The 25,193-nt window shown below is 72.2% G+C and carries 27 protein-coding genes and 1 tRNA gene; 18 read left to right on the top strand and 10 right to left on the bottom strand.

Going from position 1 to position 25,193, the window contains the following annotated elements:
* Window positions 1-10: 10 nt before the first annotated feature.
* A complete protein-coding gene (locus NYZ95_RS16855) occupies window positions 11-988 on the bottom strand; it encodes a helix-turn-helix transcriptional regulator (protein ID WP_262852492.1) in 978 nt (325 codons plus the stop codon).
* A gap of 71 nt (window positions 989-1,059) precedes the next feature.
* Between NYZ95_RS16855 and NYZ95_RS16850 the strand changes: the two genes are divergently transcribed.
* Genes NYZ95_RS16850 through NYZ95_RS16840 form a run of 3 tightly spaced genes read left to right on the top strand, consistent with a single transcriptional unit; the run spans window position 1,060 to window position 2,525 of the window.
* Window positions 1,060-1,494, top strand: a complete 435-nt coding sequence (locus tag NYZ95_RS16850; RefSeq protein WP_262852491.1) for a VOC family protein — start codon at window positions 1,060-1,062, stop codon at window positions 1,492-1,494.
* Window positions 1,495-1,503: 9 nt separating this feature from the next.
* A complete protein-coding gene (locus tag NYZ95_RS16845; protein WP_262852490.1) occupies window positions 1,504-2,262 on the top strand; it encodes a class I SAM-dependent methyltransferase in 759 nt (252 codons plus the stop codon).
* A gap of 53 nt (window positions 2,263-2,315) precedes the next feature.
* Window positions 2,316-2,525 (top strand): hypothetical protein, encoded by a 210-nt coding sequence (locus NYZ95_RS16840; protein WP_262852489.1) that lies wholly within the window; start codon window positions 2,316-2,318, stop codon window positions 2,523-2,525.
* A gap of 2 nt (window positions 2,526-2,527) precedes the next feature.
* Here NYZ95_RS16840 and NYZ95_RS16835 read toward each other — a convergent pair whose 3' ends face one another.
* Window positions 2,528-3,718: an epoxide hydrolase family protein gene (locus tag NYZ95_RS16835; protein ID WP_262852488.1), complete on the bottom strand. Its 1,191-nt coding sequence runs from the start codon at window positions 3,716-3,718 to the stop codon at window positions 2,528-2,530.
* A 61-nt stretch (window positions 3,719-3,779) separates the two neighbouring features.
* On the opposite strand from NYZ95_RS16835, the gene NYZ95_RS16830 reads away from it, so the two are divergent.
* From NYZ95_RS16830 to NYZ95_RS16790, 9 genes are all read left to right on the top strand, one after another.
* The gene (locus NYZ95_RS16830) at window positions 3,780-4,769 is read left to right on the top strand and encodes a helix-turn-helix transcriptional regulator (protein ID WP_262852487.1); all 990 of its coding nucleotides are present in this window, start codon (window positions 3,780-3,782) and stop codon (window positions 4,767-4,769) included.
* 19 nt (window positions 4,770-4,788) lie between these two features.
* Window positions 4,789-6,189 carry a 3-isopropylmalate dehydratase large subunit gene (gene leuC / locus NYZ95_RS16825; protein ID WP_262852486.1) on the top strand — a complete coding sequence of 467 codons (1,401 nt, stop codon included), beginning with the start codon at window positions 4,789-4,791 and terminating at the stop codon, window positions 6,187-6,189.
* Window positions 6,190-6,263: 74 nt separating this feature from the next.
* Window positions 6,264-7,061, top strand: coding sequence for a flavodoxin family protein (locus tag NYZ95_RS16820; RefSeq protein ID WP_262852485.1), 798 nt, complete (start codon window positions 6,264-6,266; stop codon window positions 7,059-7,061).
* Window positions 7,062-7,075: 14 nt separating this feature from the next.
* A complete protein-coding gene (locus NYZ95_RS16815; RefSeq protein WP_262852484.1) occupies window positions 7,076-8,173 on the top strand; it encodes a FecCD family ABC transporter permease in 1,098 nt (365 codons plus the stop codon).
* 21 nt (window positions 8,174-8,194) lie between these two features.
* On the top strand, window positions 8,195-9,202 hold the full coding sequence (locus tag NYZ95_RS16810) for an ABC transporter substrate-binding protein (protein WP_262852483.1): 1,008 nt from the start codon (window positions 8,195-8,197) through the stop codon (window positions 9,200-9,202).
* Window positions 9,199-10,026, top strand: coding sequence for an ABC transporter ATP-binding protein (locus NYZ95_RS16805; protein WP_262852482.1), 828 nt, complete (start codon window positions 9,199-9,201; stop codon window positions 10,024-10,026). The genes NYZ95_RS16810 and NYZ95_RS16805 overlap by 4 nt, the downstream gene beginning before the upstream one ends.
* Complete coding sequence (locus NYZ95_RS16800) at window positions 10,026-10,769, top strand: class I SAM-dependent methyltransferase (protein WP_262852481.1); 744 nt, start codon at window positions 10,026-10,028, stop codon at window positions 10,767-10,769. Before NYZ95_RS16805 ends, NYZ95_RS16800 begins: the two co-directional genes overlap by 1 nt.
* A complete protein-coding gene (locus tag NYZ95_RS16795; RefSeq protein ID WP_262852480.1) occupies window positions 10,766-11,410 on the top strand; it encodes a DUF2238 domain-containing protein in 645 nt (214 codons plus the stop codon). Before NYZ95_RS16800 ends, NYZ95_RS16795 begins: the two co-directional genes overlap by 4 nt.
* Before the next feature lie 64 nt (window positions 11,411-11,474).
* Window positions 11,475-11,894, top strand: coding sequence for a PPOX class F420-dependent oxidoreductase (locus tag NYZ95_RS16790; RefSeq protein WP_262852479.1), 420 nt, complete (start codon window positions 11,475-11,477; stop codon window positions 11,892-11,894).
* 187 nt (window positions 11,895-12,081) lie between these two features.
* Here the strand turns inward: NYZ95_RS16790 and NYZ95_RS16785 are convergent, their stop codons facing one another.
* A complete protein-coding gene (locus tag NYZ95_RS16785; protein WP_262852478.1) occupies window positions 12,082-13,242 on the bottom strand; it encodes a PucR family transcriptional regulator in 1,161 nt (386 codons plus the stop codon).
* A gap of 144 nt (window positions 13,243-13,386) precedes the next feature.
* Between NYZ95_RS16785 and NYZ95_RS16780 the strand changes: the two genes are divergently transcribed.
* The 4 genes from NYZ95_RS16780 to NYZ95_RS16765 are packed head-to-tail and all read left to right on the top strand — an operon-like array spanning window position 13,387 to window position 17,640.
* Entirely contained in the window at window positions 13,387-14,739 is a 1,353-nt protein-coding gene (locus NYZ95_RS16780) for a flavin-containing monooxygenase (protein WP_262852477.1), read from the top strand.
* On the top strand, window positions 14,736-15,566 hold the full coding sequence (locus tag NYZ95_RS16775) for an SDR family NAD(P)-dependent oxidoreductase (protein ID WP_262852476.1): 831 nt from the start codon (window positions 14,736-14,738) through the stop codon (window positions 15,564-15,566). The genes NYZ95_RS16780 and NYZ95_RS16775 overlap by 4 nt, the downstream gene beginning before the upstream one ends.
* Complete coding sequence (locus tag NYZ95_RS16770) at window positions 15,563-16,936, top strand: MFS transporter (RefSeq protein ID WP_262852475.1); 1,374 nt, start codon at window positions 15,563-15,565, stop codon at window positions 16,934-16,936. Before NYZ95_RS16775 ends, NYZ95_RS16770 begins: the two co-directional genes overlap by 4 nt.
* Window positions 16,933-17,640 carry a TSUP family transporter gene (locus tag NYZ95_RS16765; RefSeq protein WP_262852474.1) on the top strand — a complete coding sequence of 236 codons (708 nt, stop codon included), beginning with the start codon at window positions 16,933-16,935 and terminating at the stop codon, window positions 17,638-17,640. Before NYZ95_RS16770 ends, NYZ95_RS16765 begins: the two co-directional genes overlap by 4 nt.
* 175 nt (window positions 17,641-17,815) lie before the next feature.
* On the opposite strand, the gene NYZ95_RS16760 is transcribed toward NYZ95_RS16765, so the two are convergent.
* The 6 genes from NYZ95_RS16760 to NYZ95_RS16735 all read right to left on the bottom strand — a co-directional run bounded on the left by NYZ95_RS16760 (window position 17,816) and on the right by NYZ95_RS16735 (window position 23,013).
* Entirely contained in the window at window positions 17,816-19,561 is a 1,746-nt protein-coding gene (locus tag NYZ95_RS16760) for an AMP-binding protein (RefSeq protein WP_262852473.1), read from the bottom strand.
* Between the two features lie 59 nt (window positions 19,562-19,620).
* Window positions 19,621-20,067, bottom strand: a complete 447-nt coding sequence (locus NYZ95_RS16755; RefSeq protein WP_262852472.1) for a nuclear transport factor 2 family protein — start codon at window positions 20,065-20,067, stop codon at window positions 19,621-19,623.
* Window positions 20,006-21,325: an NAD(P)/FAD-dependent oxidoreductase gene (locus tag NYZ95_RS16750; protein ID WP_262852471.1), complete on the bottom strand. Its 1,320-nt coding sequence runs from the start codon at window positions 21,323-21,325 to the stop codon at window positions 20,006-20,008. The genes NYZ95_RS16755 and NYZ95_RS16750 overlap by 62 nt, the downstream gene beginning before the upstream one ends.
* On the bottom strand, window positions 21,322-21,522 hold the full coding sequence (locus NYZ95_RS16745; RefSeq protein WP_262852470.1) for a ferredoxin: 201 nt from the start codon (window positions 21,520-21,522) through the stop codon (window positions 21,322-21,324). Before NYZ95_RS16745 ends, NYZ95_RS16750 begins: the two co-directional genes overlap by 4 nt.
* 37 nt (window positions 21,523-21,559) lie before the next feature.
* Window positions 21,560-22,456, bottom strand: a complete 897-nt coding sequence (locus tag NYZ95_RS16740) for a pyridoxamine 5'-phosphate oxidase family protein (RefSeq protein WP_262852469.1) — start codon at window positions 22,454-22,456, stop codon at window positions 21,560-21,562.
* 80 nt (window positions 22,457-22,536) lie between these two features.
* Window positions 22,537-23,013 (bottom strand): VOC family protein, encoded by a 477-nt coding sequence (locus NYZ95_RS16735; RefSeq protein ID WP_262852468.1) that lies wholly within the window; start codon window positions 23,011-23,013, stop codon window positions 22,537-22,539.
* 111 nt (window positions 23,014-23,124) lie between these two features.
* Between NYZ95_RS16735 and NYZ95_RS16730 the strand changes: the two genes are divergently transcribed.
* Window positions 23,125-23,715 carry a CGNR zinc finger domain-containing protein gene (locus tag NYZ95_RS16730; RefSeq protein ID WP_262852467.1) on the top strand — a complete coding sequence of 197 codons (591 nt, stop codon included), beginning with the start codon at window positions 23,125-23,127 and terminating at the stop codon, window positions 23,713-23,715.
* Between the two features lie 70 nt (window positions 23,716-23,785).
* Here the strand turns inward: NYZ95_RS16730 and NYZ95_RS16725 are convergent.
* Window positions 23,786-23,859, bottom strand: a tRNA-Pro gene (locus tag NYZ95_RS16725).
* Between the two features lie 100 nt (window positions 23,860-23,959).
* Between NYZ95_RS16725 and NYZ95_RS16720 the strand changes: the two genes are divergently transcribed.
* The gene (locus NYZ95_RS16720; protein WP_262852466.1) at window positions 23,960-25,186 is read left to right on the top strand and encodes an APC family permease; all 1,227 of its coding nucleotides are present in this window, start codon (window positions 23,960-23,962) and stop codon (window positions 25,184-25,186) included.
* Window positions 25,187-25,193: the final 7 nt, after the last annotated feature.

Here is a 25,193-nt window from a genome sequence, read left to right as displayed (position 1 = left end):
GGCCGGCAGGTCACGAAGCGTCGTACTGCGCGACCAGCTCCCGGCCGATCCTCAGGAGCTCGGCACGGACCTCCTCCCCCTCGGCCACCTCGACCCGGCCGCCCCACCCGGCGAGCTGCTCGGCGACCGACACCGCCAGGTGCGCCGCGACCCGGACCCGGACACGTCCGTCCGGCCCGGCCTCGCCCGGCACGCAGTGGCGGCCGAAGTGGTCGCGCAGGATCGGCACGGACCGTGCGTCGACGAGGACGACCGCCGAGACGAGGGAGCGGCGTCCCTCCATGGTGTCGACGACCTCCCGCCACGCCTCCTCCAGTGAGAAGTCGTCGGGGCGCTGCGCAGCCTCGTCGGTGACCTCGGCCGTACGGACCCTGTCGACCCGGAACGTCCGGCGACCGCGGTCCGTACCGGCGACGAGGTACCAGACGTCGTCCTTGTCGACGAGTCCCCACGGGTCGACCGTACGGACGCTCGGCGCGCCCGCCCTGCCCTCGTACGTCAGCCGCACGCGACGACGCTGGACCACCGCCGCCTGCAGCGCCTCGAGCACCGGCGGGCGCTCGCGTACGTCGGCGCCCCACGCGGCCGTGTCCACGTGGACCGCGTCGGCCGCCCGCTCGGCGTCGACGCGAAACGTCTGCGGGAGCGCCCGCACCAGCTTGCGCAGCGCCGAGCGCACCTCGGGCGAGAGGGACGCGGCGGGGCCGGCGAGCAGGAAGAGCGCCTGCGCCTCCCCTGCGGTGAGACCGGTCAGGTCCGTGCGCGCACCCCCGACCAGCGACCAGCCCCCGCCGCGGCCGGGCTGCGGGTAGACGGGAACCCCCGCCGTCGACAGCGCCTCGAGGTCGCGGCGCGCGGTCGCGACGGACACCTCGAGCTCCGCGGCGACCTCGGCGGCGGTCACGCGACCGCGCGTCTGCATGAGAAGGAGGGTGGCCACGAGCCGGTCTGCACGCATAACGACGATCGTCGCAAAGAAAGTGCTCATTTGGTGATCACTTTGACGACGAGGATGGAGATATTCCTCCGATGAACGACCTCCAGACAAAGGACAGAGACATGCTTCGCGGACTCGCCACCCTCACGCTCTTCGCCGACGACCTTCCCGCCGCACGCGACTGGTACGCCGAGGTCCTCGGCGTCGCGCCTTACTACGCCTTCCCGAGCGCCGAGGCGCCCGGATACGTCGAGTTCCGGCTCGGCGACCACCAGCACGAGCTGGGGATCATCGACGCCCGGTACGCCCCGCCCGGGCAGACCCGGGGTCCGGCGGGCGTCGTCGCCTACTGGCACGTCGACGACCTCGAGGGCGCGCGCGACCACCTGCTCGCGCACGGCGCCACCGCGCACCTGCCGATCACCGAGCAGGGAGACGGCTCGGGTTTCATCACCGCCTCCGTCGTCGACCCGTTCGGCAACATCCTCGGGATCATGAACAACCCGCACTACCTGGAGATGCTCGAGCAGATGACGGGCGCGAGCGCGCGGGCCTAGATTGCGAAGATGAGCTTCGACGTCGCGCCGGAGTCGTACCAGCGGTTCATGGGCAGGTTCGCCGAGCCCCTCGCCGACCGCTTCGCACCGCTGGGCGACCTCCACCGCGGGGAGCGCGCCCTCGACGTGGGGTGCGGGCCCGGCGCGTTGTCGGAGCGGCTCGTCGCGCTGCTCGGCGCGGACGGCGTCGCTGCGATCGACCCGTCACGCTCGCTCGTCGAGGCCGCCCGGGCACGCCTCCCCGGCGTCGACGTCCGCCGCGCGGCAGCCGAGGACCTCCCGTTCGCGGACGGCGCGTTCGACGCTGCGCTGGCACAGCTCGTCGTGCACTTCATGGACGACCCGGTTGCCGGGCTCAGCGAGATGGCGCGGGTGACCACGCCGGGCGGGCGCGTCGCGGCGTGCGTGTGGGACCACGCAGGAGGGACGGGGCCGTTGTCGACGTTCTGGGACGCCGTGCACGACGTGGACCCCGACGCTCCCGACGAGTCCGGACTCGCCGGGAGCCGCGAAGGCGACCTGGCCCGGCTCCTCTCCCGCGCGGGGCTCGCCGACGTCGAGACCGTCACGCTGACCGTGCGGGTGGCGTTCGACTCCTTCGAGGACTGGTGGACGCCGTTCACCCTCGGTGTCGGGCCCGCCGGCACATACGTCGGCGGGCTCGAGCCCGACGCCGCCGCCACGCTGCGCGAGCGCTGCCGCGCCCTCCTGCCGGAGCCGCCGTTCACCCTCGGCGCCACGGCCTGGGGCGCGTACGGGCGGGTCTGAGGCCCCGGCCTGCGCCACGATTGCCTGGCGGGACGACGGGTACCGGACTCGACATGACCAACGCATCGAACGAACCGCTCGACGTCGGCGACGACGAGGCCATCAACGACGACTCCGCAGAGGCGGACGAGATCCGCTCCTCGGCGTCGACCGGCAGCGCCGGAGACGCCGTGCGCGAGAACCAGGGCGACGACGACCAGGACGCCGAGCCCTCGGGCAACGCGCCGCCGGGAGAGGCGCCGAACGACCCCAGCGGCCGCTGAGGTCACCGCAACGGCCGGAAGAACTCTCGTACGTCCGACACCCACAGGTCCGGCACCTCCATCGCCGGGAAGTGACCACCTCGGTCGAAGGTGGACCAGTGGGTGAGTTCGCCGCCAGGGTCGGCGAACGCCCGTACCGTCGTGTCTGCCGCGAAGACGGCGTACCCCGTGGGCGGAGCCGCCGCGGGTCCTCCTGAGCCGCTCGCGGTGTCGCCGTGCTGCGCGGCCATCGCCTTCCACGCCTGGATGCCTTCGTACGTCGCGTGCGCCGACGTCGCGCCCGCCTGCCGGAACCAGCTGAGCGACACGTTCGTGAGCAGCTGGTCGAGGTCGACCGCCTCCTCGGGGAGCTCCGCCGCAGGGTCGGTCCACTCGTGGAACTTTTCCACGATCCACGCCAGCTGAGCGACCGGAGAGTCGCTCAGGGCGTACGCGAGCGTCTGAGGTCGGGTCGCCTGGAGGTGGAAGTAGCCGAGTCCTTCCTCGCGGAAGGCGTTGAACCTCACGACCCGGTCGCGGTCCTCCCCCTCGAAGTCGTCCGGGTCGAGAGGCGGTCCGAACGGGGTCGAGGCGGCCGTGCCGGTGAGGTGCATCCCGACGACCTGCTCCGGTGCGAGGGTCGCGAGCATCCCCGCAACGCCCGCGCCGGCGTCGGTGGCCTGCAGCCCGTACCGGTCGTACCCGAGGCGACCGGCGAGCTCGGCCCACGCGCCCGCCACGCGGAAAAGGTTGCCCCAGCCGACGTTCAGGGGCGTGGACAACCCGTATCCCGGCAGGGTCGGAACCACGACGTCGAACGCGTCGCCCGCCTCTCCCCCGTGCGCCGCCGGATCGGTCAGCGGCGCCAGGACCCGGAGGAACTCGACCGACGAGCTCGGCCACCCGTGCGTGAGCAGCAGAGGTAGCGCGCCCGGTTCGGGAGAGCGGACGTGCAGGAAGTGGACGTCCTGGCCGTCGACGGTCGTGACGAACTGCGGGATCTCGTTGAGGCGCGCCTCCTGGGCGCGCCAGTCGAAGCCGTCCACCCAGGTGTCCGCGAGCCGGCGGAGGTACTCGGTGGGGACCCCGCGGCTCCAGTCGGAGCCCGCCGAGAAGGCGGGCCAGCGCATGCGCCTGATCCGCTCGTGGAGGTCGTCGACGTCGCTCTGAGGGATGTCGATCCGGTACGACCGTACTGCTGCGTTCTCGTTCATCTGCCGACCGTAGGCGTGCATGCGGAAGACCTGCTTCCGCGTTCAGGGGCAGGATGGGGAGGTGCTCACGACCTCGGCACGGCTGCTCCAGCTGCTCTCCCTGCTCCAGTCCCAGCGCGACTGGACGGGCCCGGCCCTGGCCGAGCGGCTCGCGGTCACGACGCGGACCGTCCGCAGCGACGTCGGACGTCTGCGCAGCCTCGGGTACGTGGTGGAGGCGTCACCGGGAGTCGCAGGCGGGTACAGGCTCGCGCCCGGCGGCACGCTCCCTCCCCTGCTCCTCGACGACGACGAGGCCCTCGCCGTCGCGATCGGGCTGCGGACCACCGCCAGCGGCGTCGACGGGTTCGAGCAGACCGCGCTGAGCGCCCTCGTCAAGCTCGAGCAGATGCTGCCGAGCAGGTTGCGTCACCGGCTCGTCGACCTCCTCGCAGCCACGGTCGCGCTGCCGGTCGAGTCGGCCGACGTGCCGGTCGACCGCCTGGCCGCGATCGCCGACGCCGTCCGGTCCCGTGAGAGCGTGCGCTTCTCGTACGAGGCCGCCGACGGCACCGTGACCCGCCGGACGGCCGAGCCCCACCGGCTCGTGCACACCCGGGGTCGCTGGTACCTCGCGGCCTGGGACGTGGCGCGCAACCGGTGGCGCACGTTCCGGGTGGACCGGATGCGCTTGCGGACACCCAACGGCCCGCGGTTCGTTCCCCGTGACGAGCCTGACGGAGACCTCGTCGGGTTCGTGGAGCGTGCCGTCGGGACCGCGACGTGGCGGGTGCGCGCCCGCGCGCACGTCCGGTCGCCGGCGGCGCAGATCATCGCGCGGGTCCCGCCGGCCGTCGTCGTGGAGGAGGTGGACGCCGGATCCTGCTTCGCCTACGTCGGTTCGGACTCGCCCGAGCAGCTCGCGCTGTGGCTCGGTCTCCTCGACGCCGACTTCACCGTCGACGGCCCTGCCGAGCTCGCTCCCGCGCTGCACCGCGTCGCTGAGCGCTACGCCCGTGCAGCGTCCGCGCTCGAGGCGCGGACGCAGGACGGCAACGAGGTCGGATCGTAGATCGGATATCCTCGCGGCCGTGCCGAAGACGCTCAGCGAGAAGGTGTGGGACGCCCACGTCGTACGCCGGGGATCCGGCGAGGAGCCCGACCTTCTCTACGTCGACCTCCACCTCCTGCACGAGGTGACGAGCCCGCAGGCGTTCGAAGGCCTCCGGCTCGCCGGGCGCCGCGTACGCCGCCCCGACCTCACGCTGGCGACCGAGGACCACAACGTCCCGACGACCGACCTCGACCAGCCGATCGCCGACCTGCTCTCCCGGACGCAGGTCGAGACGCTGCGGCGCAACTGTGCCGACTTCGGAGTACGTCTGCACCCGATGGGAGACGTCGAGCAGGGCATCGTGCACGTCGTCGGTCCGCAGCTCGGGCTCTCCCAGCCCGGTACGACCATCGTCTGCGGCGACTCCCACACCTCCACCCACGGCGCGTTCGGAGCCCTCGCCTTCGGCATCGGCACGAGCGAGGTCGAGCACGTCCTCGCCACGCAGACGCTCCCCCAGGCGCGGCCTCGGACGATGGCGGTCACGATCACCGGCGGGCTGCCCTCCGGCGTCACCGCGAAGGACCTCGCCCTCGGCCTCATCGCCCGTACCGGGACCGGAGGCGGCCAGGGACACGTCGTCGAGTACCGCGGCCCGGTCGTCGAGGCGCTCTCGATGGAGGCGCGGATGACGCTCTGCAACATGACGATCGAGTGGGGGGCCAAGGTCGGGATGATCGCCCCGGACGAGACCACCTTCGCCTACCTGGAGGGGCGCCCTGAGGCTCCGCGCGGCACGGCCTGGGACGAGGCCGTCGCCCACTGGCGGACGCTGCGCACCGACGACGACGCCACGTTCGACCGGGAGATCGTCCTCGACGCCGGTGGCCTCACCCCGTACGTCACGTGGGGCACCAACCCGGCCCACGGCGTCCCGCTGGGGTCGGTCGTCCCGTCGCCCGAGGACTTCGCCGGCACGGACGCCCAGGCGGCCGCTTCCCGCGCCCTCGACTACATGGGCCTGAGCGCGGGGACGCCGATGCGCGAGGTCGCGATCGACACCGTGTTCATCGGCTCCTGCACGAACGGCAGGCTCGAGGACCTGCGCGCCGCTGCCGCCGTCCTCGAGGGGCGGCGGGTGGCCGACGGGACCCGCCTGCTCGTCGTACCCGGCTCCGCCCGGATCCGACTCGAGGCGGAGGCCGAAGGCCTCGACGCGATCTTCACGGCGGCGGGCGGCGAGTGGCGGGGCGCCGGCTGCTCGATGTGCCAGGGCCTCAACGCCGACCGCCTGAGTCCCGGCGAACGCAGCGCGTCCACGTCGAACCGCAACTTCGAGGGGCGCCAGGGCCGGGGCGGCCGCACCCACCTCGTCTCCCCGCCGGTCGCCGCAGCGACCGCCGTGGCGGGCCGGCTCGCGTCGCCCGCCGACCTCTAGCACCTCCCGAAGACATCGGCGCAAACCCTCTATCATATATTCATCGTCAGCCGACGGAGACGAGAGGGGCCGGCATGCGCGTAGGAGTGGTGCTCGGGACGGGGCACGGCGAGAACGGCACGACCGGTGCGCTGGTCGACGACCTGCTCGCCCGTGTGCGTACGCACACGCCGGTCGAGGTCGACCTGGTGCGCACCGACGAGCTCGCCCTCGGCCCGAGCTGCCCCGCCTGCCTGGCGTGCATGACGGCCGGCGAGCAGGCATGCCCCAACGCCGACAACGCCCAGCCGGCCCGTGCGCTCATGGACGCGGCCGATCTGGTGGTCTTCGCCACCCCCGTCCACAGCTTCACGCTGTCGGCGACGATGAAGCGCTTCGTGGACCACTTCGCCTACCTGATCCACCGGCCGCGTTACTTCGGGACGCCTGCGGTGCTGCTCTCGACCGCCGCAGGCGCCGGGCACGACGCCGCCCTCGGCTACCTGCAGACCGCGATCCGGCGCTGGGGCTTCCACACGGTCGGCCAGCTCGGCGTGAACGGGCCCGGCTTGCAGAAGGCCCCGTACCGCGCCAAGGTCGACCAGGCGCTGGACGAGCTCGCGGCGAGCGCCGTCAAGGCGGTGGAGGACGGCGTCGAGCCGACCCCGACGACGTCGGACCTGATCGGGTTCCGCGTCGCGCGCCTGCTGGTCGAGTCCAGCCGCGACGAGGGGCCGGTCGACGCGGCGTACTGGGACGAGCGCGGGTGGTTCGACGCGGACTGGTTCACCGACGCCAAGGTGCCTCGCCTGCCGAACGCCCTGGCGGGGTTCGTGGAGGGCCGGATCCGCAAGGGCATCGCCAGCGGCTCCGCGAAGCCGTACCGGGGCTGAGCAGGCGCACCCTCATGCCGTCCACCGTCGTTCTCGCACCCCTCTCGGCACGCTCGTCCAACGACCCGCTCGGTCGCCGGCGCCGGCGTCGCCGCAACGCCGCCGTCCTCACCGCCCTCACCGCCGTCCTCGCCGTGAGTGCGGTCCTCGGGGTGGCGATCGGGCCGGTGTGGGTCGCACCCGCTGACGTCGTCCGGATCCTCGTCGGCCATCTGACGGGCTCGCCCGCGGAGGGCCTCGACCTCTCGGCAGACGCGATCGTGTGGGACGTACGGCTGCCGCGCGTGCTCCTCGGCATCGGCGTCGGCGCCGGCCTCGCGGTCTGCGGCGCCGCCCTGCAGGCGATGGTGCGCAACCTCCTCGCCGACCCGTACCTCCTCGGGATCAACTCAGGAGCCAGCAGCGGCGCCGCGGCCACGATCCTCTTCGGAGTCACGCTCGGCCTCGGCGAGCACGCGCTCGCGGGGAGCGCGTTCCTCGGCGCGCTGGCCGCCTCTCTCCTCGTCTTCGTCGTCGCCCGGACCGCCGGACGGATCACGTCCGTACGCCTGCTGCTCACCGGTGTGGCGGTCGGGTACGCCCTGTCGGCGGTCACGAGCTTCCTCGTCTTCGCGTCGGGCTCCGCGGAGGGCGCTCGCTCGGTGATGTTCTGGCTGCTCGGCTCCCTCGCGCTGGCCCAGTGGGGCGGACCGCTCGCCGCCCTGCTCGTCGTCGTGCTCGCCACCGTGCTCGTCCTGACGTTCTGGGCACGGCGCCTCGACGCCCTCGCCATCGGCGACGAGACCGCCCACGTCCTCGGCATCGGTCCCACCCGGTTCCGCACCCAGCTGCTCGTCGTCGTCTCGCTGTGCGTCGGGGTGATCGTGGCCGCCTCAGGGTGCATCGGGTTCGTCGGCCTCGTCGTCCCCCACCTCGCGCGTCGGCTCGTCGGGTCGGCGCACGCGTGGGCCGTCCCCGCCTCCGCGCTGCTCGGCGCGACCTTCCTCCTGTGGGCCGACCTGCTGGCCCGGATGCTCATGCAGCCGCGCGAGCTGCCGATCGGGATCATCGCCGCCCTCGTCGGAGCTCCTTTCCTCCTCCTGCTCATCCGGCGACTCCACCCGTCGTCCTGACCTCCCGCCCGAAGGAGCACCATGAAGCACCGGTCGTCCCGTCACGTTCTCGCCGCCGTCGCTGCAGCGCTGTCGCTGGCGGTCGCCGCGTGCGGCGCCACCCCGGCTCAGGTCGCCGGCGACGCGGCTGCCGCGCCGGAGGGCTTCCCACTCACCGTCACGAACTGCGGGGCGCAGGTCACGTTCGACGCTCCGCCCGAGCGGGTGGTCCTGCTCAGCAGCTCGGCGGTCCCCTTCCTCGCCGACCTCGGCCTGCTCGACAAGGTGGTCGCGCGCGCCGGCGCCTATCCCGCCGCGTACTACGACCAGGAGACGCAGGAGGCTCTCGACGCGATCCCGCTCCTGACCGACGCGCTCGACTCGTCCGGCCACCTGCAGATCTCCAAGGAGACCGTCCTCGCACAGAAGCCCGACCTGGTCCTCGGCGAGGCGGAGAACCTCACCCGGGAGACCCTCGGGGCGGCAGGCATCCCCCTCCTCGACGAGCCCGCGATGTGCCCCGAGGGAGTCACCGACCCGAGCTTCGACGACGTCGCGGAGCAGATGACGGCGTACGCCCGGGTCTTCGGCGTTCCCGAAGCCGGCGCCCGGGCGGCCGAGGCAGCAAACGACCGTGTCGCTGCCGTCCGCGCCGCGATCGCCGACGCCCCGCGCCGCGAGACCCGGACGGCAGCGGTGCTCTACCCCACGGTCGGCGGCGGGACGACCTACGCGTACGGAGCGCACTCGATGGCCCAGCCTCAGCTGGAGGCCGCGGGGTTGGAGAACGTCTTCGGCGACGTGCAGGAGCGGGTCTTCGAGGTGTCGCTCGAGGAGCTCATCGGCCGCGACCCGGACGTGCTGGTGCTCCTCCACTCCGACGGCGACCCCGCTGCCGTGAAGAAGGCGGTGACCTCGATGAACGGGGCGGACACCCTCACGGCGGTGAGCGAGGACGAGATCCTGGTGCAGCTCTTCAACTTCACCGAGCCCCCGACGCCGCTGTCGATCGACGGGCTGGAGAAGATCGTGGAGCACTTCGGCCGATGATCCGCGCGTCGGGCATCACCTTCTCCTACGGCACGCGGTCCATCCTGTCCGGGATCGACCTCGCCGCCCCGCACGGCCAGGTGCTGGGTCTCGTCGGCCCCAACGGCAGCGGCAAGACGACGCTGCTGCGCACGCTCCACCACGCCCTCGTCCCGCGGACCGGCTCGGTGCTGATCGACGGCGACGACCTCCGCCGGCTCTCCGCCCGCGAGATCGCGCGCCGGATCTCGGTCGTCGTCCAGGAGTCACCGGGCGACCTCCCCCTCCTCGTGTCCGACATGGTCCTGCTCGGTCGTACGCCGCACCGCTCGTCGTTCGCCCGCGCCGGCGCCGAGGACGACCAGATCGCGGCACGCGCGCTCGCACGCGTGGGTGCGCTGCACCTGGCCGCGACGCCGTTCGACGGCCTGTCGGGCGGCGAGCGGCAGCGGGTGCTCATCGCGCGTGCCCTCGCCCAGGAGTCCACGCACCTGCTGCTCGACGAGCCCACCAACCACCTCGACGTCCGCTACCAGCACGAGGTCCTCGACCTCGTCCGCGACCTCGCCGTGAACGCGCACCACACCGTCGTCGTGGTGCTGCACGACCTCAACCTCGCCGCGTCCTACTGCGACCAGGTGCTGCTGCTGCACGACGGCCAGGTCGTCGCGCGAGGCGCCCCAGACGACGTGCTGACACCCGAGCACCTCGAGCCCGTGTACGAGGTCGAGGTGCGCAGAGTCGCGCTCGACGACGGGTTCCAGCTGGCGTTCCGCCCGCGCCGCGCCCGCGCCGACGCGCCACGGTCGACACCCCATACCGCACCCCGTCCCAGGAGCGCCTGATGAGCATCTCCCCCACCCGTACGCCCGACCACGTCCAAGAGGCGATGAACGCGTACTGGAGCCGGCGCTCGGTCCCGTACGACGCCTACCAGGAGCGACCCGAGCGTCGGGAGGACGACTGGGCCGCCTGGCGCGGGGTCTGGCAGGACGCGCTCGGCGAAGCGCCGCTGGACGTCCTCGACGTCGGAACGGGCAGCGGGTACGTCGCCCGCGTCCTCGCCGACCTCGGCCACCGGGCGACCGGGATCGACCTCGCGGACGGGATGCTCGAGCGGGCCCGCACCCACGCGTCGACGACGGCGAACCCGCCCCGCTTCACGCACGGCGACGCGGTCTGCCCGCCGTACCCGCCCGGCTCCTTCGACGCCGTCGTCAACCGGTACGTCATGTGGACTCTGCGCGAACCCGCCCGCGCTCTCCAGGCATGGTGGGACCTGCTGCGACCGGGCGGCACGGTGGCGGTCGTCGACAGCACGTGGTTCCCGCAAGGGCTCTACCTCGACGCGAGCGAGGCGTTCCGGGCGGCGTACGACGAGGACGTGCGCCGGGCGCTCCCGCTCGCCGAGGCGACCGGCATCGACGCCACCGTCGCGTTGATCGAGTCGGCAGGATTCGAGGACGTGGAGGCCGTCGAGCTGCGCAGCATCCTCGCGCTCGACGAGGCGCACGGCGTCGCGCCTCACCACGAGATCAGGGTGCAGCACCTCGTCCGGGGCCGCCGTCCCGATAGCGTAGGCGCATGACCGACGACGCCGTTGCTGTACGGCATCCCATCCCCACGCTCGTCCGGCGCCTCGACATCGCGGCCAAGCTCCTCCTCATCCTCATGCTGGCCTCGGCGCTGGCGTTCCCCGAGGTCGGCAACCTCGAGGACAAGGGCGCGCTCGCCCGCGCGATCGGATACCCCGCGCTCGCCTTCACCGTCCCCATCATCTGGCACGTGTGGTGGCGCGAGCGGGCGTCATTCCCGTGGCTCGCGGACCTCCTCATCACGATCACCTGCTTCACCGACATCCTCGGCAACCGCATGGACCTGTACGACCGCATCGTGTGGTTCGACGACTGGATGCACTTCATGAACACCGGTCTCCTCGCGGCCGCGGTGATCCTGCTGACCCTCCCCCGGACGGCGACGCTCGGGGCGACCGTCGAGCGCGCCCTCGCCTTCGGCGCGACGGCGGCGATCGTCTGGGAGCTGGCGGAGTACGCCGCGTTCCTCAGCAGGCACACCGAGCGGCACAGCGCGTACACCGACACGCTCGGCGACCTCACGCTCGGCGTGCTGGGCTGCCTCCTCGCCGCGGTCGTGATCCACCGCGCCTGGGGACGCGGCAAGCTGCGCACCACCGCCCCGCAGCTGGAGCCGCGCGTCCCGGTGGTCTGAACGGCCGCGAACCCGCGAGGCCAGTAGCGTGGCGGGTACTCCGCCCGAGAGCGAAGGAGTTCCCATGTCGAAGCCCCCGCTGCCTGCCGACGCCGTCGCGCTGCTCGAGCGCCCGAACCCCGCCGTCATCGCGACCGTGCGCAAGGACGGCGCCCCCGTCACCACCGCGACCTGGTACCTCTGGGACGACGGCCGCGTCCTGGTCAACATGGACGAGAGCCGCGTGCGGCTCAAGCACCTGCGGAATGATCCGCGGGTGAGCCTGACCGTGCTCGCTGACGGCGACTGGTCGACGCACGTGACCCTGATGGGCTCGGTCGTCGAGATGAAGGAGGACGTCGAGCTCGCCGACATCGACCGCATCGCCACGCACCACACCGGCCGGCCGTACCCGCGGCGCGACCGTGGGCGGGTGAGCGCCTGGATCGAGGTCGAGCGGTGGCACGGCTGGGGCGCGATGAAGGACTCCGACCAAGCCGGCTGAGACACCCCTGGCTGGTCGAGTAGGGGCGAGGCGCTAGCCGAGACCCCGTATCGAGACCACCCGGCCTCGATACGCCCTCGCCCAGCGGCTCGGACTACTCGACCACCCAGCCCGCCGCTGGTCGAGTAGGGGCGAGGCGCTAGCCGAGACCCGTATCGAGACCACCCCACGGCGTGGGGTCGACGCCCTACTCCGCGTCGGCCAGCCACGCGACGCAGAGCCACCACGCGTCCAGCGCACCGAACGTGCCGAGCGGGTCGATCCCTGTCGTCCGGGTGAAGCGCTGCACGCGGTTGCGCACCGTGTTGGCGTGGACGAACAGCGCCTGCGCGGCCGCCGCGGTGTCGCGGTCGGCCTCCAGCCACGCCCGTACGGCCTGCGCCACCGGGACGGCGCTCGCCCCCAGCTCCCGACGTGCGTCGGCGTGCCGTGCGACCAGCGCGGCGCACAGGTCGGGCCGCGAGAGCACCGCCACCACGCTCGCCATCTCGCCGACGTGGACCGGCCCCAGGCGTCCGACGGACTCGGCGGCAGGGACGACGGCGACGGCGAGCCGGTGGGCGGTGGTGATCTCCTCGACGCCGACCGGGCCCGCGACGCCGACGACGGCGTCGGTCCCCGCGCTCGCCCGTGCCGGTGGCGCCGGACGTGCCGCCGTCACCGTGACGAGAGTGTCCGCGAACGGCGCCGTCAGCGACGCGACCCGCTCGCTGCGCAGCCGGCGCATCATCTCCTCGGCCTGGCGGTCGCCGTTGCGGCCCACCATCACCCAGAGCCCGCCGGCGTAGGGCAGCCCGACCTCCGCCGCGGCCAGCGACGCCGCGGAGCCGCCTTCGAGCAGACGGCGCATCAGCTCGACGTCACGGTCGCGGCGGACGGCGGCCTGCTCGACCTGCGCGTCGCGGTGCGCCCGGATCAGGCGAGCGCGAACGGCCTCGGCCCAGTCGTCGTACAGCTCACGGGCGTCGAGCAGCACTCCGGCGCCCACGTCCTCCGCCGGCGCGAGCTCGCGGGCTCGCGTCCAGATGGCGCGCTCGGCCACGTGGATCGCCCCCAGCACCACCTCGATCGGGATGCCCTGGCTCGCCCTCGTGACCGCGAGCTCCTCGACGAACGCCAGCTCCGCCTCGGTCGGCCCGCGCCGCGCCGCGAGCGCACGGGTGGCTGCGGTGAGCAGCGCGCGCGTGTGGCCGGCGACGTCGGCGACCGGCAGCGAGGACACCTCCGCGATCATCGACCGCACCCCCGACACCGCCTGCGGCAGCAGGTCCTCGTCGGCCATCACGCGTTCGATGAGATCGACGACGGCGGACCACTGGCTGACCGTCCCCCTGGTTTCTCGGAGCATCGGCCCATCATGCCCAGCGTTGTGGCTGTACACAACAACCCGCCCGAACTCGGTGACGAGAGCCACACGCTTTACCGATTTGACCCTCTACCGTTGTGGTCCGGACCACCCCCGGTCCGGCCCCCCGAAGAGGAGCACCACCGCATGACCCACCACGCCCGCGTCGCCGTCATCGGCGCCGGAGCTGCCGGCCTCGCCGCCACCAAGGCGCTGCTCGACGTCGGCGCCGACGTCGTCACGTACGAGAAGGGCGACCGACCCGGCGGTCTGTGGGTGCGCGACAACACCAGCGGCCTCTCCCCCGCGTACGCCTCGCTGCACCTCAACACCAGCAAGGGGCGCACGGAGTTCGCCGACTTCCCGATGCCGCAGGACTGGCCCGACTACCCGTCGGCCGACCACATCGCCGGCTACCTCGCGGACTACGCCCAGACCTTCGGCGTGACCGACCGGGTCCGGTTCAGCACGACCGTCGCCGCTGTCGAGCGCACCGCCGACGGCGGTTGGACGGTCACCACCGAGGCCGGGGAGACCGACCGCTACGACGCGGTGGTCGTCGCCAACGGACACAACTGGGACCCGAAGTGGCCGAGCCCGGCGTACCCGGGCGAGTTCGCGGGGACGCAGATGCACGCGCACGACTACCGCAGCGCCGACGTCTTCCGCGACCGGCGCGTCGTCGTCGTCGGCATGGGCAACTCCGCGATGGACATCGCCGTCGACGCGTCGTACGTCGCCAAGGCGCCGGTGCTCCTCTCGGCGCGGCACGGGGTGCACATCGTCCCGAAGTACCTGTTCGGCAAGCCGGCCGACGCCACGGGCGCGGCGATCGCGGGGCTCCCGTGGAAGGTGCGCCAGCGGATCGCCGAGACGATGCTGCGTCTCGCGGTCGGACGCCCCGAGAAGTACGGGCTGCCCGCCCCCTCCAGCGGCTTCTTCCAGAACCACCCGACGATCAGCGACACGATCCTGCACCGCCTCACGCACGGCGCGGTCGAGCCCCGGCCCGGCATCGCCCGTCTCGACGGCGAGCACGTCGTCTTCACCGACGGGCGCCGCGAGGAGGCCGACGTCATCGTGTGGGCGACCGGCTACCGCGTGACGATCCCGTTCCTCTCCCCGCGCTGGCTCGGCGCCAACCCCGAGGCGATGCCCCTGCACCACCGGGTGTTCCACCTCGAGGAGCCGACCCTGGGCTTCGTCGGTCTGATGCAGTCGACGGGTGCCGCCCTGCCCGTCGTGGAGGCGCAGGCGAAGCTGTTCGCCGCGTACGTCGGTGGCCGCTACGCGCTGCCGACCCCGCAGGAGCGCCGTCGCGAGGCCGACCGGGTCCTCGCCCGGGCCCGCAGCCGCTGGGGCGACAAGCGGCCCGCGATGCGGATCGACTTCGACCAGTACGTGGCGTCCGTCCCCCGTGAGATCGAGGCCGGCGAGCGCCGCCTCGGTTCCGGCGCTGCCGCCTTCAGCCCTGCCTCGACGGCAGAGGTGCACGCATGAGCCGCCGCGACGCCACGGGGATGCGTGTGCTCGTGACCGGTGCCTCCGGCACGTTCGGCCGAGCCTTGTGTGCTGCCTTCGCTGCGCAGGGTGCCCATGTCGTCGGCCTCGACCTCGCTCCCCGCGATGACGACCCGGTCGAGGTCCTGGCCTGCGACGTCACCGACGACGAGGCAGTGCCGCGGGTCGTCGCCGAGGCGGTCGCACGGCTGGGCGGGCTCGACATCCTCGTCAACAACGCCGGGATCGGTGGGCCCGCACCCGCCGAGCTCGCGCCCGGGGACGAGGTGCGCCGCCAGCTCGACATCAACCTGCTCGGCACCTGGCGCGTCACCGCTGCCTGCACCGACGCCCTCGTAGCCTCCCGCGGGCGGATCGTCATGGTCGCGTCGCGGATGGCGGTCATGCAGCTGCCGCTCGCGGCCGCGTACGGAGCGTCGAAGCGCGCGATGGTCGCCTACGCCGACGCCCTGCGTCTCGAGCTGGGCACGCACGTCGGGGTGACCTGTGTCTACCCGTCGTCGGTCCGCAGCCCGATCCACGACTCGACGGCTGCCGCCGGGCTCTCGCTCGAGGGGATGAGTGCGTACGAGCCGCTCGAAGGTGTCGTCGACGCCGTCCTCCTCGCCGCGCTCTCGCGACGCCCTCGCCGTGACGTCCCCACCACCCGGAGGGGCGCCGTGGAGCTGCTCCTCGCCCGCCACCTCCCGACCTTGACCGACCGGATCGTGGCGCGGACCTTCGCCGAACGCCTCAACGCAGGCGCCTTCGACGGGGCTGCGCTCGCCGCTCGGGCCATCGCCCGTCACCGCGAGTCGCTGCGGTGACGGACATCGAGACCCCCGGGCCCGTACCCGCCGGTGCTGCAGCTGAGGTTATCCCCCGACCACAGCTGAAGCACCTGGCGGCGTACGGGTCCGGGTCCCTCGGGATGGGCGTGTGGGTCACCGTCCCCGGGCTGCTGCTGCTCTACTTCCTCACCAACACGCTCGGCGTGAGCCCGTTCGTCGCCGGGTTGGCGCTCCTCGTCCCGAAGATCATCGACGCGGTCGTCCACCCGACGTTCGGCTCGTGGTCCGACCGCCTCGCGCGTCGCGACGGGCACCGGCGCGGGATGCTGCGCTGGGGCCTCCTGCTCGGCGTGGCGATGTGCGCGATGTTCGCCGTGCCGTCCGGGATGACCGGCGCCTCGGCCGCCCTGTGGGTCGGCTGCTGGTACGTCGTCGGCAACCTGCTGTTCGCCGCGTTCCAGGTCCCGTACCTCACGACCCCTTCGGACCTGCGCGTCGGCTACCACGAGCGCACCCGCGTCTTCATGGTCCGGATGGTGCTGCTGACGGTCGGCCTGCTCGTCGCCGGCGTCGTCGCTCCGGCCATGGTCGAGGACGGCGCGCGTTCCAGCTACGTGCAGATGGCGGCGGTGCTCGGCGTCGCGATGCTGGCCAGCGGCGTGGTCGCCATCCGCGGCGTGCGGCGTCTGACCGAGACGTGCGGCTTCCGCACCCCGGACGCTCGCGCGCACTCCACGCTCGCCGACGTACGGGTGGCGTGGAGCGACCGCGACTTCCGCATGCTCGTCCTCTCGTACCTGTTCACCGGCACCACCACCCACCTCGTCCTCGCGGCCGTCCCGTTCTACGCCACGTACGTGCTCGACGACAGCCGTCTGATCGCCGTGCTCATGGGAGCGTTCCTCGCACCCGCGGTCTTCGCCTCCCCGGTGTGGATGCGGGTCTCGCGACGCATCGGCAAGCAGCGCGGTCTGCTGACGAGCCAGGTCATGTTCGTCGTGGGCACCGCCGCGCTGCTCGCCGGAGAGCAGATTGGTGTCGCCCTGTCCGTCGCGGTGGTCGTCGTGCTCGGCGTCGCCTTCGCAGGGCTCCAGCTCTTCGCGTTCTCGATGGTGCCTGACGCGGTCGCCGCCGCGGAGAGCCGTGGCTCCTCCCGGGCCGGCGCGTACACGGGCGTCTGGACGGCCACCGAGGCGGTCGGGACGGCGATCGGCCCGTACGTCTACTCGGCGGTGCTCGCGATCGGCGGGTTCGCCGCCGCCGTCGACGGCGACAGCCTGCCGCAGACCGACACCGCGTTGCAGGCCCTGCTGATCGGGTTCACGGTGGTGCCCGCCGTGCTGATGACGATCGCGGTCGTGCTCCAGCGCAGGTGCCGGCTCGACCAGTCCGCTCCCCTGCGGTGACGCAGGAGCTGATCCTCGGTCTCGCGCTGCTCGGCATCCTCGTCGGTGCTCTCGCGCAGGCCGCGACCGGGATGGGATTCTCGCTCGTCGCCGCCCCGCTGATGGTGGTGGCGTTCGGTCCACGCGAGGGGGTGGCCGTGACGGTCGCGCTCGCGGCGCTGGCCTCCGTGGTGCCGGTGACGCGGTACCGGCGTTCCGTACGCCCGTGGCTCGTCGGGCGGCTGCTCGTGCCGACCCTTGTGTTCACCCCGCTCGTCGCCTGGGCGGTGCGCGGGGTGGAGACCCGCTGGCTCGCCCTCGCCGGTGGTGTCGGGGTCGTGATCGCCGTGGCGCTGCTGGCGTTCGGGCTGCGCTCGCGGTGGCTGGGCACGCCTCCCGGCGCCGTGGTGGCGGGGGCGAGCAGCGCCGCGCTCAACGTCGTCGGCGGCGTCGGCGGGCCTCCGATCGGCCTCTACGCCGCCAACGCCGGCTGGGGTCCCGAGGTGACGCGCGCGAACCTCGCGGCGTTCTTCCTCGTCCAGAACCTCGCGACCGCCGCGGTCCTGGGGGTGCACGCCCCGGCGCTCGGGCAGCTGGTGGTCCTGGGCATCGGGACCGCCACGGGGATGCTGCTGGCGGAGCGGCTGGCACCTGCGACCGTACGGGCCGGGGTGCTCGCGCTCTCGCTGATCGGCGGGATCGGCCTCGTCGGGACCGCCTTCTGACGCCCCGCAAGCCCCGGCCGGTCGAGTAGCCCGAGCCGCGCACACCCTGGCTGGTCGAGTAGCCCGAGCCGCTAGGCGAGGGCGTATCGAGACCCGCCCGGTCTCGATACGGGCTCCGCTCGCGCTCCGCCCTACTCGACCACCCAACGACTGGCCGGCGTATCGAGACGCTGCTCTACTGCCCTTCGAGGAGCCTCTCGCGGACCACGCGCCGCATGACCTTCCCGATCTGGGACCGCGGCAGCTCCTCGACCACGAAGACCGCACGCGGCAGCGCGTAGCGCGCGACGTGCTTCTCGGCGTGGGCCCGGACCTCGTCCAACGTCGGCTCGACGGCGTCCAGCTCGAGGACGAGCACCGCGACGACACGGTCGTCTCCGCCGGAGGCAGGCAGACCCACGACGGCGACGTCAGCGACGCCGTCGAGCGTACGGAGGTGGTCCTCGACCGGCGACGGGTACACCTTGAACCCGCCGACGATGATCATCTCCTTGACCCGGTCCACGATCCGCACCCATCCGGTCGCGTCCACCTCGACGACGTCGCCGGTGCGGAGCCAGCCGCCGGGGAGCAGCTGCTCGGCGGTCTCCTCCGGGCGGTTCCAGTACCCGAGGAACACCTGCGGCCCGCGCGCCAGCAGCTCGCCGCGTCGTACGCCGTCAGCGTCGGGCTCGACGATGACCGTGGGATCGTCGATGTCGACGATGCGGATGTCGGTGTTCGGGAACGGCACACCGAGGGTTCCGGGCCGCCGCGACGGGGCGCAGGGGTTCCCGAGCGCGATCGGCGCGCACTCAGTCATCCCGTAGCCCTCGATGAGAAGACCGCCGGTGAGCGCCTCCCACCGCTCGACGGTCTCGGCCGGGATCGGCATCGCGCCCGCGAAACCCAGACGGATCTGCCGCAAGGCGTCGGTCGGCGGCCGTGACTTCTCCTTCGCGGCCTCGGCGATCCGGTCGAACATGGGCGCCACACCAGCCATAAAGGTCGCAGGGCGCCGCTTCATCGCCTTCAGCACCTCGGCCGGATCGAAGTTCGGGAACATCACGAGCGTGGCGCCGATCTGTCCCGGCAGGTTGAGGCAGAACGTCAGCCCGAACGCGTGGAAGAACGGGAGCACGCCGTACACGGTCTCCTGCCCCGGCCGGAAGCCTGCCCACGCCTCGCCGTGCACGAGGTTCGCGACCAGGTTGCGGTGGGTGAGCATCGCGGCCTTCGGTGTGCCGGTCGTGCCCCCGGTGTACTGCAGCAGGGCCAGGTCGTCGCCGTGGATCGGTACCGCGGCCGGGGCAGGCTCGTCGCCGTCGGCCTGTCGAAGGAGGTCGTGCCAGTCCGCGACGTCACGCGGAACGACACCCCGCAACGCCGCACGCTTCTCGCGCGCCGCCGCGACAGGGAGACGGAGCAGGAGCTGAGAGCGCAGCGGCAGGTCCCGCGCCATGTCCACGCTGACGACCTGCGTCAGTGGCGTGCGGGCGGTGGCCGGCAGCACCCGTTCGACCGCCTTGTGCCACACGAGCGCGTACTGGGCGCCGGAGTCGGCGAGCAGGTTCTCCAGCTCGTCGGCGGTGTACGTGGGGTTCAGCTCGACGACCACGGCACCGAGCCGCAGCACCGCGTGGTACGCGACGACGTGCGACGTGCAGTTGGGGAGCACCAGCGCGACGCGGTCCCCCGGACCGACTCCGAGCCGGCGAAGCGCCACCATCGCGCGCCGGATCTGCTCGTCGGCCTGCGCGTAGGTCGAGGTCGCCCCTAGGAAGTCCAGCGCGACGCGGTCGGGCCAGCGCGCGACGGCGCGCTCGAAGGGAGCGGTGACCGGCTCGTCGGGGATCTCCATCCGGTCGGGGACCCCGGGCGGGTAGTGGCGCACCCACGGCCGCTCGACGTTTTCCTCGCTCGTGTCCACAAACTCCGTCACACCTCTACCATCTCACCCGACTGCGCGGCGGAGCGAGGAGCACCACCACCCTCCGCGGGCTACCACGGCGTCGGCGTCTCCTCACCGCGAGGTCTCGGCCCGAGAATGCGCCGCTGTGCCTGAGCGATGGCGACGTCATTGATGCTGGCGTGCCGCTCGGTCATGTAACCCCCGTCATCGAACAGCCAGTTCTCGTTGCCGTAGCTGCGCCAGAACTGGCCGGACGCGTCTCGCCACTCGTACGCGAACCGGACGGCGATCCTGTGACCGGTGAATGCCCAGAGCTCCTTGCGAAGCGCATAGTCGAGCTCTGTCTGCCACTTCCGGGCGAGGAACTCTCGAATCGCCTGCCTCCCCTCGAGAAAGGTGTCGCGATTGCGCCACCGGCTGTCGGGTGAGTAGGCCTGGGCGACGAGGTCCGGGTCTTTGGTGTTCCATGCATCCTCAGCCCTCTGGACCTTGGTGCGGGCGGTGTGGGGAGTGAACGGTGGGACCGGCATGCGCATCGGGGATCTCCTCGTGAAGGTGCTGGCCAGTAGTGAGGTCGTGGTCGACCAGTTGATGAAGGGCGGCGAGTCGGCTCGTCCGATTGACCGTGAGCGCGCCGACGAGAGAGTGGCCTCGGCGGTATTCGACGACCAGTCGACGCTTGTCCGGGTCGCGCTCGGTGACGGTGTGGGTGTGCGCGAGCTGCGGTAGACCGATGCTGCGGATCCGGGCGCCGTGGATGTCCGACCAGAACGACGGAAGGCTGGCTGCCGACCACCGCCCGGTGGCCAACAACCGACCGGCCGCGGTACCGGTCTCGACGGCGTTGCTCCAGTGAGGGAGCGAGACGGACCCATCGCCGACCAGGGGGTGGGGCCGGCTCGCGACGTCACCTACCGCAAGCACGTGCGGCAGATGCCGCCCGTCGTGACCGAGCGCCCGGCCCTGTGCGTCGACCCGGATGCCCGGGTCGAGGACGAGACCAGACTCGGCCAACCACTCGGTGTTCGGGGTGGCGCCGATCGCCACGACGACGACGTCGGCGGGGACCCATCCGCGGGAGGTGCGAAGGCCGCTCACGGTGCCGCTGGGGCCTCGGGTCACCCCGGTGACGTGACGGTTGCTGTGGACCCTCACCCCGGCGTCGTGGTGCATGGCGCTCACGAGTGAGCCGACAGCCTCTCCGTACGGTGCGAGCGCGTGGGCGTCACGCATGACAAGGGTGGTGTCGTGTCCGGCTTCAGCAGCCGCTGAGGCGAGCTCACTGCCGATGAACCCACCCCCGACGATGACGAGCCGACGCTTCGGCGCCATCAAGGATCTGAGTCGGACGGCGTCGGAGCGTGTGCGCAGGGTGAGGACGCCCTCGGGCATGCTCGGGTCGGTGTCGAGGCGCCGAGGCCTCGCCCCGGTCGCGATGACGACGGTCTCGAAGTCGACGACGGAGCCGTCGCTCAGGGTGAGATGACGTTCCTGCGCGTCCAGCCTGACAGCGGCAACGCCAAGCTGCCAAGTCGCCGGGAATGCCTGATGGTCAGCGAGCTCGAAGCTGGTGTCGTCCAGGACCGGCGCGCTGAACACCTTCTTCGACAGGGGTGGGCGGTCGTACGGTCGGTCCGCCTCGTCGCCGATCAACCGCAGGGGCCCGTGGTAGCCGTGCTCCCTGAGCGATCGCGCGGCGCGCAACCCGCTGAGGGAAGCGCCGACGATGACGACTCCCGGTCCGCTGCTGCTCGGCGACGCGGTGCCGAGCGCGTCGACGGACCAGCGCGTCATGCGCCCGACTGGACGACGGTGATCGCCTTCACAGGGCACGCGCCGGCACCGGCGAGGACCGCGTCCCGGTACTCGGCCGCCGGGCGCGCGACGAAGGTCAGCTCCTCGTCGTCGTTGAAGGCGAACACGTCTGGCGCGGCGAAGACGCACTGGCCGTGGTTGTCACAGGTGTTCAGGTCCACGGTGATGGTGAGCATCGCGGGATTCTCCCGTTGGTTCGAAGGTGGTCATTGGTCAGGGACTCGTCCGCGAGGGGACCGGGTCGGTCCAGGGGTGCGGCAGCAGTCCCGACGTTGCGTGGACGGTCCGGACATGGAAGTCGACGGCTCGCTGGGCCCCCGGCATGTCGACGAAGTCGGCGGCGTCCCACAGGACTGAGGCAGTCCCCGAGATCTGCAGCCCGGCGCCTGTCTTCCAGTCGAGGAACAGCAGGCCGGTCTCACGGTTCTCCTGAAGGTTCCCAAGGGTCATGAACATCGCGTTGCCGACGTAGTCGGGCCAGCGCAGACGGGTCTCGTCGACGACCTGGACGAAGCCCGGGCGACCTCCGCGGTGCGAGGCGTCGACTGCGCCGTCGGCCGAGCTGGTGCTGACGACGAAGAAGTCGGCCGCGGCGACAAGGTCCCGCTGGGCTGCCGTCAGCGAGGTCGTCCGCCGCGGTGCACTCCGCGGTGCAGTGCGGGCGTCGGGCCGCGGTGAACGGGCGGCGATGTACTTGGGGCAGTTGGCGTAGACCTGCTCCAGGTCCACGCGAATTCCGGTCTCGGTGGGGTGGCTCGTTCCGTTCAGGCGCATCCGTCGTCGAGTCGCCGGTTCGAGGGCAAGCATCCCGACCTCGACCTCCGACCGGGCCAGGACCGCAGCCAAAGGGTCGTGCTCGGGCGGCGTGGCCTCCACCGTGAGCTGCCGGGAGGAGACGGCCCGGACGAACCCCGGCGGACTGCTCAGGACCGTCGTCCAGAGGTGGCCCGACTGGTCACCGGCACCCAGGAAGAGCACCGGCTGGGTCGCCAAGAAGTCGCGCGCCACCTGGGGGATCTCGGCCCCGATGGCACCCAGTGAGAACGCTGCCTGTTCGGCCATACCGGCACGGGCTTGGACGGTGCGCTCGCCGACGTGGTACTGCGCCATGGACGGGCCTTTCTCGGGGGAAGCGGAGAGCGAGAGCGTGCGGTCCCTGCCGCCCCGTGATGTCACGGGGCGGCCAGACCTCAGAAGAACCCGCAGGTCGGCGCGTCGGCGTGGGGCGCCGCGCCGCTGGCGCCAGTCGGGGCGTAGACCTCGAGTCGGGTGCCGTCGGGGTCCTCGAAGAAGATCCCGCCGGACTGCAGGCCCTCACCGTGCGGCACGACGCCGTCGTAGGAGAGCGTGGCGCCGAGGTCCTTGACCGTCGCCTCGACCGCCTCCACCTCCTCGATGGTCTCCACCTGGAAGGACAGGTGATGCAGCCCGGCGCGGGTCCCGTCGAAGGCCGCGTCGGCCTGCTCCCACAGCGTCACGAGGAGGCGTCCCTCCCTGCCCAGGAAGGCGAACTTGCGTGAGTTCTCTCCCCCCTCACCCATCACGTCGAGACCGAGGACCGCGACGTAGAAGTCGCGACTGCGATCGAGGCTCGTGACCGAGAGGCCGACATGGCCGGTGCTCAGCTGCTGAAGGGGGGTCGGCCTGATCGCCTGCGTGCTGCTCATGCCTTGCTCATTTCCTGTCGTGGTCGAGGCCGGTTGTTCTAACCGGTATGAAAGACGTTAACGGGTTAGGAATCCAACTGTCAACCACCACCCGAGCGGTACGGTGGTGACATGTCCCAGGCCCAGCGATCAACCAACGATCCGACGGAGCGCGCAGCGCGGGACCCTCGTCCGCTCGCGGGAGAGCCGTTGGGGCTCGATCTGGTCAACACCGTGTGGGTGGCGGACGGCGGCCCACATGATCTTCTCGACACCTCAGAGGGCGTCCGCGTCTTTCTGGAGGAGCACGGCCTCGAGCCGGTCCCGAAGCGCCTCGAAGCCGCCACGCGGGCCCGGCTCCTCGAAGCCCGGGAGGCAATCCGTCGGCATCTGTTGCACGGCAACACTCCCGCGGTCTGGCGAGACCTCAACCGCGTGCTGGGCTCGGGGAGGTCGACTCCCCATGTCACCAACGACGAACTGCACTGGGTGTCAGCGACCGAGCGCCCCGAGGACGCACCGGCCTGGCGGGCTGTGCTCAGCTACGCCGAGCTCGTCACGAGCAAGCCCGACCGGATACGCCGTTGTGCGGGTCCGGGCTGCGTCCTGCACTTCTACGACCGCTCCCGCCGAGGGGACCGCCAGTGGTGCTCGATGGCCGGCTGCGGCAACCGCGCCAAGGCGGCGCGCCACTACTCACGGTCCAAGACCCGTCACGAGTGACCGATCGCGACCGATCGCCCCGCTGACGCAATCAGGCTCGGAGATCCGTGATCTCCGAGCCTGAAATCTGTCGGGCTGACAGGATTTGAACCTGCGACCCCTTGACCCCCAGTCAAGTGCGCTACCAAGCTGCGCCACAGCCCGAAGTCCGGCGCTTCCCGCGCCGAACCTGCGGGTCAACCCTAGCAGCCACCGTTCACCATCCCGACACCGGCTCACCCCTCCGGTGTGGTCGGATGGGAGCGTGAACGCCCCCGCCCTGCGCCGCCGGCTCGGCGTGCGCGACGCCGTCGGGATCGCGCTCGCCGCCATGGTGGGCGCGGGCATCTTCGCGGCCCTCGCGCCCGCCGCGGACGCTGCCGGTGGTGGGCTTCTCCTGTCCCTCGCGCTCGCCGCCGCCGTCGCCTACGCGAACGCCACGTCGTCGGCACGGCTCGCGATGCGCTACCCGCAGTCGGGCGGCACGTACGTGTACGGGCGTGAGCGCCTCGGCCCGTTCTGGGGCTACCTCGCCGGCTGGGGGTTCGTCGTCGGCAAGACCGCCTCGTGCGCGGCCATGGCGCTGACCGTCGGTGCGTACGCGTGGCCCGACCACGCGCGTACGGTCGCCGTCGTCGCCGTCGTGGCCGTCACGGTCGTGGACGTCCTCGGCGTCGAGCGCTCGTCGGTGGTCGCGCAGGTGGTCGTCGCGTGCGTCCTCGTCGTGCTCGGCGCCGTCGTCGTCGTGTGCCTCACCGGCCCGTCCGTCGACCCCGCACCCGTCGACCTCACCGGCGCGAGCCCGGCGGGTGTCCTCCAGGGCGCCGGTCTGCTGTTCTTCGCGTTCGCCGGCTATGCCCGGATCGCCACGCTCGGTGAGGAGGTCCGCGACCCGGTCCGTACGCTCGGCCGCGCCGTCCCTCTCGCGCTCGGCATCGCCGTGGTCGCGTATGCCGCCGTCGCGTACGCCGCGCTGGCGGTACTCGGTGCCGACGGCCTGGCCGCCGCGACCGACCCACTGGCCGCCGCTGTCGACGCAGCCGGTGCTCCCGGCCTGGTCCCTGTCGTCCGCGTGACGGCCGCGGTCGCCGCCCTCGGCTCGCTGCTCGCGCTCGTCCTGGGCATCTCCCGGACGACGCTGGCGATGGCACGCGACCGCCACCTGCCGCACGCGCTCGCGGCGATCCATCCCCGTACCCACGTCCCGCACCGCGCCACCGTCGCGATCGGCGGCGTGGTCGCGGTCCTCGCCGCGACCGTGGACCTGCGCGGCGCCATCGGGTTCTCGTCGTTCGGCGTGCTCGTCTACTATGCCCTCGCCAACGCCGCCGCCCTGACGCTGACGCGCGCCGAGCGCCGCCCACCGCGCGCCCTCGCGGGCTTCGGCCTCGCCGCCTGCCTCGTGCTCGCGTGCACCCTCCCGTGGGTCGCCGTCGTCACGGGCGCGGCGGTGCTGCTGGTCGGTGCCGCCGCCTACGCCGTACGCCGCTGACCGCAGC

Origin of the sequence: Mumia quercus, assembly GCF_025506335.1 — a bacterium.
Taxonomy (GTDB): domain Bacteria; phylum Actinomycetota; class Actinomycetes; order Propionibacteriales; family Nocardioidaceae; genus Mumia; species Mumia quercus.
This window is presented reverse-complemented; position numbering and strand designations above follow the sequence as displayed.

Coding starts and splice junctions, on each gene's coding strand:
- NYZ95_RS16855 (WP_262852492.1), bottom strand. CDS start 988: ATGAGCACTTTCTTTGCGACGATCGTCGTTATGCGTGCAGACCGGCTC.
- NYZ95_RS16850 (WP_262852491.1), top strand. CDS start 1,060: ATGCTTCGCGGACTCGCCACCCTCACGCTCTTCGCCGACGACCTTCCC.
- NYZ95_RS16845 (WP_262852490.1), top strand. CDS start 1,504: ATGAGCTTCGACGTCGCGCCGGAGTCGTACCAGCGGTTCATGGGCAGG.
- NYZ95_RS16840 (WP_262852489.1), top strand. CDS start 2,316: ATGACCAACGCATCGAACGAACCGCTCGACGTCGGCGACGACGAGGCC.
- NYZ95_RS16835 (WP_262852488.1), bottom strand. CDS start 3,718: ATGAACGAGAACGCAGCAGTACGGTCGTACCGGATCGACATCCCTCAG.
- NYZ95_RS16820 (WP_262852485.1), top strand. CDS start 6,264: ATGCGCGTAGGAGTGGTGCTCGGGACGGGGCACGGCGAGAACGGCACG.
- NYZ95_RS16815 (WP_262852484.1), top strand. CDS start 7,076: ATGCCGTCCACCGTCGTTCTCGCACCCCTCTCGGCACGCTCGTCCAAC.
- NYZ95_RS16810 (WP_262852483.1), top strand. CDS start 8,195: ATGAAGCACCGGTCGTCCCGTCACGTTCTCGCCGCCGTCGCTGCAGCG.
- NYZ95_RS16805 (WP_262852482.1), top strand. CDS start 9,199: ATGATCCGCGCGTCGGGCATCACCTTCTCCTACGGCACGCGGTCCATC.
- NYZ95_RS16800 (WP_262852481.1), top strand. CDS start 10,026: ATGAGCATCTCCCCCACCCGTACGCCCGACCACGTCCAAGAGGCGATG.
- NYZ95_RS16795 (WP_262852480.1), top strand. CDS start 10,766: ATGACCGACGACGCCGTTGCTGTACGGCATCCCATCCCCACGCTCGTC.
- NYZ95_RS16790 (WP_262852479.1), top strand. CDS start 11,475: ATGTCGAAGCCCCCGCTGCCTGCCGACGCCGTCGCGCTGCTCGAGCGC.
- NYZ95_RS16785 (WP_262852478.1), bottom strand. CDS start 13,242: ATGCTCCGAGAAACCAGGGGGACGGTCAGCCAGTGGTCCGCCGTCGTC.
- NYZ95_RS16780 (WP_262852477.1), top strand. CDS start 13,387: ATGACCCACCACGCCCGCGTCGCCGTCATCGGCGCCGGAGCTGCCGGC.
- NYZ95_RS16775 (WP_262852476.1), top strand. CDS start 14,736: ATGAGCCGCCGCGACGCCACGGGGATGCGTGTGCTCGTGACCGGTGCC.
- NYZ95_RS16755 (WP_262852472.1), bottom strand. CDS start 20,067: ATGCGCATGCCGGTCCCACCGTTCACTCCCCACACCGCCCGCACCAAG.
- NYZ95_RS16750 (WP_262852471.1), bottom strand. CDS start 21,325: ATGACGCGCTGGTCCGTCGACGCGCTCGGCACCGCGTCGCCGAGCAGC.
- NYZ95_RS16745 (WP_262852470.1), bottom strand. CDS start 21,522: ATGCTCACCATCACCGTGGACCTGAACACCTGTGACAACCACGGCCAG.
- NYZ95_RS16740 (WP_262852469.1), bottom strand. CDS start 22,456: ATGGCGCAGTACCACGTCGGCGAGCGCACCGTCCAAGCCCGTGCCGGT.
- NYZ95_RS16735 (WP_262852468.1), bottom strand. CDS start 23,013: ATGAGCAGCACGCAGGCGATCAGGCCGACCCCCCTTCAGCAGCTGAGC.
- NYZ95_RS16730 (WP_262852467.1), top strand. CDS start 23,125: ATGTCCCAGGCCCAGCGATCAACCAACGATCCGACGGAGCGCGCAGCG.